This is a genomic window from Kineobactrum salinum (assembly GCF_010669285.1).
GTDB lineage: Bacteria > Pseudomonadota > Gammaproteobacteria > Pseudomonadales > Halieaceae > Kineobactrum > Kineobactrum salinum.
This window is the reverse complement of record NZ_CP048711.1, coordinates 2779831-2793928: the sequence shown is the minus strand read 5'-3', so window position 1 is coordinate 2793928 and position 14098 is coordinate 2779831. Positions and strand designations below refer to the sequence as shown.

The following is a 14098-nucleotide window of genomic DNA, read 5'->3' as shown; positions in this document are numbered from 1 at the left end:
CCGCTTCAATTCTGTCTTTGCCGAAACGGACCACTGCCAACCCAACCGGTATTGCGGAGGACCCTAGAATTCCCGGGTTATTGATACACCCCATTCCGACGGCCGTCCATATACCGCATTGCGGAAGCCGAATGACGGCACAGATTCAGCACTGGTGAAATACTCCTCATCTGTAAGATTGGTACCGAACAGGGCCACACGCCAGCTCCCCGCTGCGCTCTGCCAGGTCAGACGGGCGTTGAGCAGGGTATAGGAGGACTGCACGATTTCCGGCGTGTTGAATGAATCATTGTAGACCCTGCTGCGAAACGTGACATCGCCACGCAGGGTAAGGCTGCCGTATTGCCCCAGTCCAAGCCGATACTGCGCGCCGGCGTTGGCAGTCCATTTCGGTGCCTGTGGCAACTTGTTGTCAATGGAATAGCCAGTGGCTGGACTCAGGCTGGAATATTCGTTGTCCATGTATCCCACGCCGAGATTGATATCCACCGCCTCCAGTGGACGTGCCACCAGCTCCAGCTCCAGCCCCCAGATATCGACATCGCCTGCATTGTCCACCGTGAGCAGCAGAGAGCCGTTGTCCGGGTTGACGGAATTGGAGGTCAGTTGAAGGTCCTCGTACTCGCTGAAAAACGCGGCCAGGTTAAGGGTCATGCGATTGTCAAACAAGCGGGATTTAAGGCCGACTTCATAGGCGGTCAGCTCCTCCTGATCATAGCGCTTGAACTCCAGTGGACTCAGGGGGCGGGGATTCCAGCCGCCGCTCTTGAAACCCTGTTCCCAGGAAAAATACAGCAGCGCATCCTCGTCCAGGCGGTAGTCGAGACCGAGCTTGGGCGTAAACTGGGACCAGCTCTGACTGTCTGTGGTGGGCGGGGTAGCAACATTGCCGGAGTTGGGAAAGATCGAATCGATGTCATAGGTCTTCTTCTCATAGGAGTAGCGACCACCCAGGGTCACCCCTGCCCGCTCGGTCAATGCCCATGAGAGGTTGGCGAAGGCCGCCCAGTTCTCAGTCTCCAGCCCGGTCAGCGGGTTTACGTCGAGGTCGAACATCACGTTGTAGGGGTTCCCCTGACCTCCGGCACAGGGGGCAGGGAAGGCTGCAGGGCAGGGAAGGTCGGGCACCAGCGGAACGAACGCCCCGGGCAGCATTTCCAGTGCATCGTAGATGCCCGAGGCCAGGAACGTGGTGTTGTTGTCGGTAATGTCTTCCTCGAAATAATAAGCGCCCGCCAGCCATTGCAGCCGCCCATCCACCGCCAAGCCACTGATCTGCAGCTCCTGGCTGAACTGCGTCTGTTCCTGCTGCTCGTCAGTTTGCACGATTGGAAACGGCGAATAATCCATGTCTACTTGGATCTCTGCGTCCATTTCCCGGTAGCCAGTGATGGCTTTCAGATTCAGGGTGGAGCCCAGCTGCCAGTCTACAGTCGCGGTCAGCCCCCAGGTGTCATTATGGTCGCGTGTGGGGCCGGTACCATTGGAGCGATACGGGCTGTCGGTCACCCAACGATTATCAAACTGGCTACCCGGCTCCAACCCCGGCCCCGTCGCCAGGGGGGCGGCAAGCGCGTTGTAGATGGCATACAGGCCGCTCGGATCATCGAACGTTTCCAGCAGGGTACCCGGGGCGCCATTCTGGCGGATACGGGTGACATCATAGGCCAGGTAGACATCCACATCATCCGATGCCAGCCAGCTCACCCCCGCCCGCAGCGTATCGAGATTGGTGTCGCCCATATCAGTTCCATCCAGCAGGCGCCGACTGTAACCATCCTGATTTTTCGAGGCCACCGCCACTTTGCCGAACAGGTGCCGGGGAATCAGCGGCACACTGATACTGCCCTCCAGGTCAAGGCGGTCGCGGCTGCCGGCGGTGACCCGCAGGGTACCCTCTGTTTCGTTTCCGGGCCGGGTCGTCACCACGTTGATGGCACCACCAATTGTGTTCTTGCCGTACAGCGTACCCTGCGGCCCTCGCAATACTTCCACTCGTTCTATATCCGACAGATCCATCATGCCGCCGATGCTGCGGGCGATATAGACCCCGTCGACATAGATGCCCACCCCCGGATCGGTGGGGAAGATGAAATCGTTCTGACCCACGCCGCGGATATAGACTGCTGCATTGGTGCTGCCACCATCGCCCTTGCCATGACTGATGTCGACATTGGGCGTGACCGCAGAGAGGTTGCCTAGATTAAACAGGGAGCGTGCTTCCAGTGTGCTGTTGGTAAAGGCGGTGACCGATACCGGCGCATCCTGCAGGCTCTCCTCGCGTTTGCGTGCAGTGACCGTCACCTCCTCAAGCGTGTAGGCGGCAGTGCTGTGCGCCTGCTCTTGAGCGTCGCTCTGGACACTGTTGCCCAGTGCTACCGCCGCGATAAGGCTACCCAGATAGCGGGTCCGATTTTTTGCTGGCATCGCTGACATATTTGACTCCATTACGGTGGTATTGTTATTTCGGTTGCGTGTGGCTAACGCGCTAGAAGAGTTATCGTGCATGATTTGGTGTCACCCGCCTTGTCACCACCCATGCAGTGAGCGAGCGCCGTCCGGCAATTCTCAACCTGGCGCGGGCCCGCCTCCTGCCGCAGCTGGGTGACCAGCTCGACGAGCTGGGCCACGCCGGTGGCGGCGATGGGGTGTCCGCGGCTTAGCAGGCCGCCTGATACATTGACCGGCACCCGCCGCCCAGGCTGGCATGCCCCGCCTCCACAAAGGCACCGCCATCTCCCGGAGCACATAAGCCAAGGGCCTCGTAATGCAGTATTTCCGAGATAGTGAAGGCATCGTGGCACTCCACCAGGTCCAGATCCTCCGGACCTATGCCGGCCTTTTCGTAGGCCAGGGATGCGCTGCGATAGTCGGTCTCCCAACGCACCAGATCTTGCGAATGCTGATACAGTCCAGAGGTCAGGATCGACGCTGCCACCGGCACCGCGCGCGCGCAACCACGTGCAACATCGGCACTGGCCAAAATCAGGGCGGCAGCGCCATCGGCAACCGGGCAGCACTGGGACCGGGTCAACGGGTCGGCTATTGGCGGGCTTGCCAGTACCTGTGCCAGGCTTTCTTCCTGACGCATCTGGGCCAGCGGATTGAGTGCTGCATGGCGTCGACTTTTGACTGTTACCGCCGCCAGCTGCTCCAGGGTAGTTCCGAATTCGTGCATGTGGCGGCGGGCCCTGAGCGCAAAGGATGCCGGCGTAACCAGGCCCAGCTGCGTATCCAGCTCACTGGCGCCGGAATTGATCAGACCGAACCCCGGGACGCACATTTTCTCAGCACCCAGTACCAACGCGACATCGCACTCGCCGGCAAGAATGGCGTTGCGAGCCAGATAAAATGCTGTGGAGCCCGATGTGCAGGCGTTTTCGACATTCACTACCGGGATGCCATCGAGACCCGCGGCCGCTGTCACGTTCTGGCCCACCGAAGAATCTCCAAACAGCACCGGGGCCAGGGCATTGGCGAAGTAGCAAGCCTGCAGTCGTCCTTTGGGTAATCCAGAGTCTCCCAGCGCAATCTGCAAGGCTTCGATTGCCAGTGAAACGATCGATCGTTCTAGATGTTTTCCGAACGGGGTGACACCTACCCCAGTATGGCAACCATGGGTTATTCCTGATTAGTCAATCGGTGGAAGCAGGGGCGCAGGCAGCTTTGCTGCTGCTGATTCAATCCCAGGGGGAGCACTTTCAAAACGACGCGATCGCCGATGCAAACGCTCTCGCACTGATCGGGGTCGATCAGACCAAACACCCGCAATGGCACGTCGTCCAGATCCACGTAGGCGACGGCATAGGGCTGGGGAAGGCCCAGCGGGGGCCTGACCCGAACGGTAGTCACGCTGTAGATGACACCGGTACCCCCCAGTGACCGTTCCTGCAGGCTCTGGAGACAGCCGGGACAATGTTCCTGACGCGGAAACTGGAAGAAGTCACAGTGCACACAGTAACCCCCAGCAGCACGGGAGGCTGGAGATCGCTGAAAACGCCGGGCTGTACCGGCGGCAAGGCATCATGCCCGTGCATGCCGCGCCTCCTCACGGTCGAAAGTATCAGCCGTTACCCCGGCCTCACGCAGCAGGTACTTTTGTACCCGTTCGGTGGGTGTCTTGGGCAACTTCTGCATAAACCGCACATAGCGAGGCACCATGAAATAGGCCATTTCCTGCTCACAATGCGCCACCAGGGCTTCAGCGGTCAGGGACGACCCGGGCCGCAGCGCGACACAGATCATCACCTCGTCCTCGCCCAGTTCTGACCTGACCGCAACCGCCGCCGACTCCAGCACCGCGGGGTGGCTGTTGACACCCCGCTCTACTTCAAAGGAGGAAATGTTCTCGCCGCGCCTGCGCAGCGCATCTTTCTTCCGGTCGATGAAATAGTAATAACCGTCCGCGTCGTACTGCAGGCAGTCGCCAGTGTGGAACCACAGGTCCTGCCAGGCTTCGACGGTTTTCTCCGGCATGCCGTAGTACTCCTGCATCATGGCATGCGGACGCAGCGGTCGTACCAGCAGTTCCCCGGGGGTATCCGCAGCCACCTCGTCACCATCGTCATCCACCAGCCGGATCTGATAGCCGGGATTGAGGGTGCCGCAACTGCCGGGACGCCGGTCAGCCAGGCTGGTATTGAGCGGCGCACCGATTTCGCTCATGCCATACCCTTCCACAAGGCGCACGGCAAAGCGCTCCTCGAAGGCTTCGAATACCTGTTTGTTGGCTCCCGCTCCCACCAGCACCCGCAATGGATTGTCGGCATCATCTGGCTGCGGATCGGCCTTCAGCAGGATGGCCAGGATCCCGCCGATGTAGTTGAACTCGGTACAGCCATATCGGCGGACATCGACCCAGAAATCGCTGGCGGAGAACCGCGGCTTGAGCACCATGCTCGCACCACTGATCAGCGCCGGCATGGTAGAGAGGGTCTGGGCGTTACCGTGGAACAGCGGCAGCGCATTGTAGAGACGGTCCCCACAGGTGTACTGCGCCATTTTGCAGATGATCTCCGCCATCGCCAACTGATAGTTCTGCGGCAGCACTGCACCTTTGGAGGGGCCAGTGGTGCCAGAGGTAAACATGATGGCGCAGGGATCCGACCGCAGGACCTTCGGCGCCTGGAATACGCCATCATTGGCTACCACAGCATCCCAGCCAAACGCGGCGACACCCGGCAGGCCGCCGCCAGGCTCGCCCAACACCACGACGTGCCTGAGTTTGTCGAGCGTGGGCAGCACTGCCTCAAGCTGCACCAAATAGTCCGCCTCAATGACCAGAGTGCCACAGTCCGCCTGATTGAGCATGTAAGCCAGCAACTGCCCCTTGTGCGCGGTATTGAGGGGCACTTCCACCGCACCCAGCATCGACAGGCCGAACCAGCAGAAAAGGTACTCGGGCCGGTTGCCCATCATGATGGCGACCTTGTCGCCCCTGGCAACGCCCAGTTGCGAGAGGCCGGCGGCTACCCGGGTTGCGGCGGCGTGGATGTCGACATAACTGTACTGCTGCTCACCAAAGTACAGGAACACATCGTCACCGCGCTCGGCGGCAAGCTGCGTCACCACACCGTGCACGGTCCTGTCGATAAATGACTGCACCATGATTAACTGGCCAGCCGCTGCGGGGAGGGTGTGCCACCCTCGGACGCGAAAGTCTGGGGGACCGGAAACTCGCCATAGTACTGGAGGACCTTGGCCGGTGGCCGCTGTTGCAGCCACTCAGCCTCGAACTCGGCCCAGGGCTTGCCTCGCTGCAGCCGTTGTTCGCGAACCTCCTGGCGCCGGCGGAGCGTGGCCTCAGTGTCCAGCAACAGGGATTCCCGGTCGTAAACCAGATAATAGATATTCTCGGCCGCCCAGTGGCTAACCAGGCCATCGGCCAGATCCCGCAGCACACCCTCTGGCTCGCGCTCCAATGCATCGCCGTAGCCGGCACCGCCTCCGGCGTACGCGTACATGGTATCGCCGTCCTGTACGCGCTCCACCACCGAGCTGATGTTCGACTGGGTCACCTCGCCGCGCTCGGGGTTGGTGGCATCGAAGACCTCGGTCAGGTTCCTCGGCAATGCGTCGTCACTGGCGGCCAGCCGCTCCTTGAAGTTGCTCCCTCCGACCTTGCGCAGAAACAGACAGGGAAGGCCGTAACCCCCAAACAATCCCTGCGTAGTGGGGAACTTGGAGCCACCACCATGCGAACCCAGCATGAACTGGTTGGTGTCGTGCACGATCAGGCCATAGCCAAGGCCGGCACCGCCGCGGTACTTGCCGTGACCATAGGAGTTGTTGAAATAGTTGCGGAAGCTGTAGAGGATGGGGTTGTTCGCTTCCGTGGTCTCGACGTCGGAGCAGTCCGCCATGGTGGCGAAGAACGCCCCCGCCGCATTAACCCCATCCATGTCGTAGCGGGCTCCGCAGCCGGTCGCATTGATCTCCGGGGTGATATCCGCCACCGGTTCGCCGTGCTGGTTGATACCGGCAAACATGGGAATGGAAAAGCCGCTGAACCAGGAGGCCACGGACCGCGAGGGATCGGAGCTGTAGGTCATGCGTGCGCCACACTGGAACATGCCGTGTGTGAAACAGATCTGCACCAATGGCGCAATCGAGGTCGCCACATCGCCCTTGGCATTGACAAAGGAATCATCGGGAAACTTCCAGTCGACCGCTTCCAGCAGGCCGTTGTTGGGCGGCAGATCGTGAAACAGCCAGCCACAGAAATACACCATCGACAGCCCGATAATACCCTGGAAATAGCTGTTGGCCGGCGTATCGGGCACCAGCGGTGAGCTGTTTTCCAGGTTGAGCGTGATGGTGTCGCCCTTCTTGATCACGGTAAGGTCGACTTTCAGCAGTCCGTTCTCCTCACCGAGGGTGTCGAGGAAGCGGGGCTGCCGATATATGCCATCGTTGAGCGCGGCCACCTTCTTTTTGGCCGCCTCTCCGGTAACGGTAAGTACCTTGCGCAGAGCGCCCAGGAAGAAGTCCACGCCCTTGTTTTCCACCACTTCCAGAATGCGGCGCTGGGCGATCCGGGTCGCCGCCAGGCGGGCCTTGATATCCAGAATCATGGTCCGGGGGTCCCGGTTCATGGCCGCGAACATGGTCAGCAGATCTTCCTTGAGCTGGTAGTTCTCACCCACCTTGATCGGAGGACACAACAGGCCTTCGTCGTACTTGCTGCGCGCGGCAGTCACCGTCCCACCTGGTTCGGAACCCCCGCACTCGCCGGTATGCACCGCGGCACCGACGAAGCAGAGCAACCTGCCTTCGTGGAAAACCGGCACTGCCAGCCCCATGTCGGCGTTGTGAACCCCGCCGTAGAACGGATCGTTGTAGAAAAAGCTGTCGCCATCCCGAACCCCCACCGAGGGCTCGTTGACCCAGTGCTTGACGATATACTTGAGAGGCAGCTGGCCGAGCACGGCATGATGGTAGATACCCGTTGCACAGATGGCCAGGTCGCCCTGGGCGGTAAATATTCCGAAGGCAACGTCACCGAAGCGCATGGCGGTGGAAGCTCCCAGGCGCATGGTGTTCTCCTTGCCCTCCAGGCCGATCATGTGCATCTTGTGCTTGAAGATCTCGAACTCGACATCGTCCACGAGTGCCTCACCGGCACGCTCGACGTCAGTCATCGGCTCAGGACGCAGGTGCTGCACGATTTCGTGGTCGCGGCCATAGGATGTAGTCTGCATCACGCTTCTCCCTCTGTTTTCGCGGAAACCTGCTCCATAATGCAATTGCGCCAGGCGTCCATGGCAAAGTGCCAACCGGGCTCCACCACATAGGTGGTCTCCGCTGACTCGATGATCGCCGGCCCCATGATCTGGTTGCCGGGCTGCAGTTGGCTGTAGTCATACACAGCCGTGCTGGTGAAGCCGGCTTCCGGCGACCAGTACACCGGCCGGTTTTCCCGTCTGGCGTTGTCCGCCGGCTCCGGGCCCGTCAGTGGCTCCGGCTGCAGTCGCTGTGCATCAGAGCGAATGGCGGCAGTCAGATAGAAATGCTCGACGTTGATACCTCCGGAAGGGAAGGTAGCCTCCGGCGAATAGGTCTCGCCGTACTGCCGGGTGAAAGTGTCACAGATGGCCTGCATATCCTCCACTTTCTCCAGTTCGACGCGGGGACAGCGTACCTTGGTCATGTTGTACTGGCTGCCGTAGCGCATGTTCAGCTCCAAGGTGAACTGCATCTGCTCTTCTTTGTAGCCTTCCAGGCGCAAGTCACGGACCGCCAGATTGCGCAGCTCGCGGGTCACCGAGTTGAAGGCTTCCAGGTCCGTGAGATAGCTGCGGGTGTGCCAGCTGTAGAGCTTCAGGGAACAGGACCTGTCCCAGATCTCCTTGATCTGCATGGTCGAGGCGCCGTAGGCACCGAACACGGAAGACTGCCGTGGCGCGATGATCCGGCGGGCACCAATGTAGGGGCCAAAACCACAGGCATGGGCACCGCCAGCGCCACCACAGGCCAGCACCACGAAACTGCGGGGGTCATGCCCCTTGAGTGCAACCTCGTTGAATACTTCCTGTCCCATTTTCGCTCCCACCAACCGGCGGATACGATACGCCGCCTCCTCCACACTGATACCCAGCGGCTCGGCGATCTTTTCCCGGATAACCTCCCGGGCCAGATCATCGTCAAGGAACATTTCCCCACCGAGGTAGTTGTCCGGGTTGTACAATCCCAGCACCAGATCTGCATCTGTGACCGTCGGTTCCCGCCCCCCCTGGTCATAGCAGGCCGGGCCTGGCATGGAACCCGCCGACTGGGGACCGATCTCCAGCGCATTGCCCATGAGCGTATTGATCCAGGCGATGGAGCCACCACCGGCGCCTATCGATTTGACTTCAATCGCGGGGATATTCGTGCGCCAGCGATCAATCACTGGAATGAAGTCATGGGCCTTTATCTCGCCCGCTTCGATCAGGCCAATATCGAAGGAGGTACCACCCATGTCGGTGAATACCAGGTTCTGGTCGCCGGTCATCTCACCCAGAACCGCGGATCCGTGCAAACCGGCGACGGGTCCCGCATTGTGAGTCAGCACGGCCCGGGTACGGGCCGACTTCTTGGTGCCGCCGGTATTGTGGACCAGCGTCAGCGGGCGGCTGAAGCCATTGTCTCGCAACTCGTTGCCCAGCTTATTGATCTCGGTGGCCATGACCCCGTGAATATAGGCATTAACCACCGTGGTCATGGTGCGGGTGTACTCCCCCGAGGTCGGAGAAATATCCGAGGACAGGAAAACCGGCATGGATCCCAGGTAATCCTCGGGATATTCCTCTTCGATGACCTCTTTTATCATGCGCTCGTGCGTCGGGTTGATGAAGGACCAAAGCAGCGACACCACGAACCCCTGCGCACCTCGGTCCACCAACAGCTGCAACTTTTCCAGGATGTGCTCACGGGTCAATGGCGCTATTACCTTGCCGCTGTAGTCGAGACGCTCGCGCACCCCCACCACCATATCGGGGCGGACCAGCGGCAGCGGCTTCTGGATGCGCGCCTGGTCCCTGCCCTCCTGCCAACCCAGGCCATCCGCCCAGCTGCGTGCGCGTCCGATGTAGATACAGTCTTCAAACCCGGCAGTGGTGATCAGTCCCAACTTGGGGCCGGTGCGCTCAATCAGTGCATTGGTGCCCACGGTGGTCGAGTAACGGACAGTTTCCACCGCCCCCAGGAAACCGGTGAGGTCCTCGTCACACTGGCGGGCCAGCAATCCCATGCCCTTCATGAAGCCCACGGAGAGATCATAGTGGGTGGTCGGGGTCTTGCAGGTTCGTGTTTCGCCCCGGTCGCTGACGCAGAAGAAATCCGTGAAGGTGCCACCGACATCGATGCCGACCCTGTATTGCCCTGGTGTTTTTTGCATGGTGTTCATTGTCTGTCGCTGCTCCGTTATTGGTGCCCCAGGTCATCGACCAGGGCGAGCACCGCCTCCAGGTCCATGTCCGGGGAAAGTTCTTGCATCGCTGTGTACAGGTAGTTGCCGTCACCGAGCGCGTCCCGGTAAGCCGCCGCGCAGTCTCGTGCCTGTTCCGGATCACCGAAGGGCAACGGCAACCCCAGCCCCTCGACCTGTGTCGCCAGCGCCTGAATTCCATCCAGCGCGGGTGGCTGCCCGTCACGGTCGGCCCCCAGCAACACGAATGGCACTCTGAGCTTGCCAAACTCCGGCAGCAGGGCCGGATCGTAGTCTTCCAGGAAAATCGCCAACGGCACGCTGAAATAGGCCGCCATGTTTTTCAGGGTGTTGTAGACCTTGCGCTGCGCGGCTGCCGAAGTCGACTGCCCCAGCGCAGCACCCTCTCGCAACAACAGCAGATGGGGGCGGGCCTTGCACAGGGCTTCTGCCATCGCGACCACCAGCGGCTTGACATCACCCACCCGGGCCTCACCGTCCTGACCGTAGATCGACCGGGCCAGGGTCAGTGGCCCGGACATGGCTGCGACGCAACCGGTGTTATCACGCTGGGTCTGCACCAGTCGCTCGCAGGCTTCCACTGTCAGTGCAAATTCCGGGTGCCGCAGCGGGTCTCCGCCGGCTGCGGCAGCAACGGCAATGCTGGAATCAAACCCCATCACCAGCCCACTGAGGCCCAGCAACCGTCCGGCCTTCACCAGGCAGTTTCCCCACACTGTGGCATCTGCTTGCAAGGCATCCCTACCGACACCCCCTATCCGCGCCGCCAGGGGTTCCACCGCCGGAAGCTGGGGTACCGGTCGCACGGGTCCGCCGGCGAGAAAGCCGTTGAGAGCATCAGCCGTCACGTTTTTTTCTCCACTGGCACCAGCGTCGGCCCACCCTCGCGGTACTTCCGCTTGAGACTGTCTATATCCAGCTCGATTTCGTGGGTCATCGGATGCCCGGGCGGCAGGTATTCGTTCTCCAGCATGGTGCCGCAACCGGGACAGTAGAACTCGAGCAATCGACAGTAGTCCGGGTCGGGGGTGAAACTGTAGCTGGCGTTGTCGCTCATGGGAGGGTGTACCTCCGCCATATCCCGCTCCGCCACCAGACAACCTTTCTTGTAGTTGTCCCGGGCGCTCTCCAGATCCCGGCTACAGCGGTTGCAACACCAGCGCTCCCGCTCCAGGTCAATGTCGAGGTATTCAGTAACTCTCACGCGCCCCATGGTCATACCCCCTCCAGCAATGCGTTATTGAACTTGTCCAGGGTCATCTTCCAGCCTTCCGACACCAGAATAGTGGTCTGTCCCGACTCCACCAGCGCCGGCCCGGGGATTACCGCGCCCCGCACCAGCCTCTCCCGGTCATAGACCGGGCACTCCCGGTAGTCACCGATACTGCCAAGGTAGAGAGGGCGCCGGCATTTTTCCGCCACCGAGAGATCACTTTTCTGCTCAGGAAGCTCCGCCAGCCGGTAATGCGGGACCGGCGCCTGGGCCATCAACGCGACGGTCACCAGCTGCATCCCTCGACCGGGATCTTCGCCGACGGCAGTCAATGCCTGACCGGCTTCCGCCAATACCAGCTCCATACTGGCCTGCTCGGCATAAAAATCTGCCGGCGCCTGTATCATCACTTCCTGAATACCGTCGAGAACACATACAAAGAGCTGCAGTGAGATGGTTACAGCAGCCTCCTGAAAACCTTCCCCCCGCATGTCCTTGACGGCTTCATCACGCATTTCCTTTACCGCCGTCGCTATCGCTTGGGACGCAAGGTCGGCACCGAGCGGCTCGGCGACCCGGCGGTAGTAGAGATGGCCTGCATCCATCAAAGAGGATGAATATGCCGATGATACCGCCGAGAAAGGCGTCATTATCACTCGTGGCAGGTTTGCCGCCGCAGCTATGTCGCAGGCATGGAGACCGCCCGCGCCACCATAAGCCACCACCAGGGGCCTTGCTCCGCTATCGAGCCGTCCGGCCACTCCCGCCACGGCTTCACCCATATTGCCGTCAACGACCTGCTTGATGCGTCGGGCGGCGGCCTCCACGGAGATACCCAGCGGCTCGGCTATTGCCCGCCCGATGGCTTCTCTGGCGCGATCGACGTTCAGCCGCATGCTCCCCCCAGGAAGTAATCCGGGTCCAGCAATCCCAGCACCAGGTTGGCATCGGTCACTGTGGGCTGGGTACCACCCAGGTCAAAACAGGCTGGGCCAGGCAGGGCTCCGGCAGATTGCGGCCCCACCCCTAGCTCGCCATTGTTCAGATGGGCGATGGACCCCCCTCCGGTACCCAACGCCATAATGGACATCATGGGCAGGTTACAGGCGAAGCCTTCCACGTCCGGCTCCAGAGCGTAGCTGGCCTGACCATTGCTGACATAGCCGATATCGAAGGAGGTGCCCCCCATGTCGGTGGAAATCAGCTGGTCCGCGCCATACAGCGCACCGATCTCGCGGGCACCCAGCAGGCCCGCGGCGGGTCCTGAATTATAGGTATTGATGGCGCGTGTCTTGGCTACCCGAGCCACGGCGCCATTGTTGTGACCAATGAACAGAGTGTTGCGATACTGGCGCTGGCGCAAATCTTCCCCGGCCTTGTAGAGCAGCCGGGCAAGCTTGGCATGGATATAGGCGTTGAGGACCGCGCTATTAAGGCGCTGCTGCAGTCCTGACCGGGCGGATATATCAGAAGCCAGGAAGACCGACACGGAGCCGAGGTAGTCTCTCGGGTACTCCCGTTTGATGATCCGCCGCACGGCATGTTCGTTGACCGGATTGTGTTCGGAATTACCGAAGGCGACCACCAGGCAGCGGGCACCCCGGTCGATCAGCGTCTGGGCGGCCTGCAGGATGGCCTGCTCTTCCGGCTCGCGGATCACGCTGCCGTCAGCCGTCGTTTCTTCGTCCAGTGCCAGCACCATGTCGGCGGCCACCAGGGGCGCCTTGCTTTCTTCGTCCCGGGTTGGCGCCAGGGATTCCATGCCACCACTAACGATCAGGCCCACCTTGGTACCGTCTCGCTGAATGATGGTATTGGTACCAATGGTATTCGAGAAGCGGATGATGTCAGTGGTCGACAGAATCTCCTCGGTTGCCACGCCAAAGGCGCTCGCGCCAGCGGCGATACAATCGAGAAAACACACCGTCAAATCATGCGGCGTGGTCGGCACCTTCACCGTGCGTACATCGCCATTGCCGACAAAAAAACCGTCGGTGAAGGTGCCTCCGGTGTCAATGTCTATCGTGTATCCCATCTCAGCTCCTCTGCTGCCTCAGCTTGCCTCGCCGGGCAGGCCCGAATTATTGGAATCGGCTCGTCCGCACATGCCGTGCAGGATGAACTCGATGATTTCCTGGTGGATCTCATCCTCCGCCAGCCCGCCACTAGGGTCGAACCAACGCAGATACCAGTTGATTGTGCCCAGGACGTTGAATGCCAGTATCTTGGGATTGCGGGTTTTCACCAGCTTGTGTGACATCAATAGGCGCAACTGCTCCACATAGATGTCCAGGATTTCCTTTTGAATGCGGCGGTTTATTTCCTTGCCTCGGGGTGAGAGCCGCTCCTCATCAATAAAGAAAATCTTCGACTCCCGCTGATGCAGGGTCGACGCCTCCAGATGAGCCCGTACCAGACGTTGAAAACGCTCCAACGGCTCGCCTTCACCGTGCGCGATCTGGCGGAGCTTCTCCGGCAACCCCTTGACGGAATACTCCAGGATTGCCAACCACAGCTCCTCCTTGTTCTCGAAATAGTGATACACGTTGGACACACTACGATTGATCGCCTTGGCGATATCCCGAATGGAGGTACCCACGTAGCCCCTTTCGGCAAACAATGCGATGGCGGTTTCCAACAATTCTTCCCTGCGTTGCGTTGTGTCTGTCACTGTCCTGAGCTCCCCGGTTGGACAAAGAATCCATCTTACTGCAGGACCGGAGCTCCAGGGCAGTAAAACGAACGATCGAACTTATAGATCGATCGTTCTAGTCAATGAAAACCCACTTTCACTCTACTGTCAACTCTTTTTTAGATCGATCGTTCTACACGTATATGCTTTATACAAAGATGTTTTCTATATCAGGCTACGGGCATCAGGGGATTGCATCAGATCTGGATAGAGGTTATCTTGCAGCCGAACTAGAACGATCGTTCTTATCTTTCAGGCATGAAAC

At 60.2% G+C, this 14098-nt stretch carries 8 protein-coding genes and 2 pseudogenes; all 10 read right to left on the bottom strand.

Annotation, left to right across the window (positions count from 1 at the left end):
* Positions 1-63: 63 nt before the first annotated feature.
* On the bottom strand, positions 64-2427 hold the full coding sequence (locus G3T16_RS12240; protein ID WP_163495504.1) for a TonB-dependent receptor: 2364 nt from the start codon (positions 2425-2427) through the stop codon (positions 64-66).
* A gap of 53 nt (positions 2428-2480) precedes the next feature.
* A pseudogene (locus G3T16_RS12230) lies at positions 2481-3625 on the bottom strand (thiolase family protein).
* Positions 3622-3954, bottom strand: a complete 333-nt coding sequence (locus G3T16_RS12225; RefSeq protein WP_163495502.1) for a Zn-ribbon domain-containing OB-fold protein — start codon at positions 3952-3954, stop codon at positions 3622-3624. The pseudogene G3T16_RS12230 and the gene G3T16_RS12225 overlap by 4 nt, the downstream one beginning before the upstream one ends.
* Positions 3955-4023: 69 nt before the next feature.
* Entirely contained in the window at positions 4024-5607 is a 1584-nt protein-coding gene (locus tag G3T16_RS12220; RefSeq protein ID WP_163495501.1) for an AMP-binding protein, read from the bottom strand.
* Positions 5608-5609: 2 nt separating this feature from the next.
* A complete protein-coding gene (locus G3T16_RS12215) occupies positions 5610-7700 on the bottom strand; it encodes a hydantoinase B/oxoprolinase family protein (protein ID WP_163495500.1) in 2091 nt (696 codons plus the stop codon).
* On the bottom strand, positions 7700-9886 hold the full coding sequence (locus G3T16_RS12210) for a hydantoinase/oxoprolinase family protein (protein ID WP_163495499.1): 2187 nt from the start codon (positions 9884-9886) through the stop codon (positions 7700-7702). The genes G3T16_RS12215 and G3T16_RS12210 overlap by 1 nt, the downstream gene beginning before the upstream one ends.
* Before the next feature lie 17 nt (positions 9887-9903).
* A complete protein-coding gene (locus G3T16_RS12205; protein WP_163495498.1) occupies positions 9904-10776 on the bottom strand; it encodes a hypothetical protein in 873 nt (290 codons plus the stop codon).
* Entirely contained in the window at positions 10773-11147 is a 375-nt protein-coding gene (locus G3T16_RS12200; protein ID WP_197911656.1) for an acetone carboxylase subunit gamma, read from the bottom strand. The genes G3T16_RS12205 and G3T16_RS12200 overlap by 4 nt, the downstream gene beginning before the upstream one ends.
* Positions 11144-13152, bottom strand: a pseudogene (locus G3T16_RS23115) (hydantoinase/oxoprolinase family protein); the annotation flags it as partial. The gene G3T16_RS12200 and the pseudogene G3T16_RS23115, both read right to left, overlap by 4 nt.
* Before the next feature lie 42 nt (positions 13153-13194).
* Positions 13195-13812, bottom strand: a complete 618-nt coding sequence (locus tag G3T16_RS12185; protein WP_163495495.1) for a TetR/AcrR family transcriptional regulator — start codon at positions 13810-13812, stop codon at positions 13195-13197.
* Between the last annotated feature and the right edge of the window lie 286 nt (positions 13813-14098).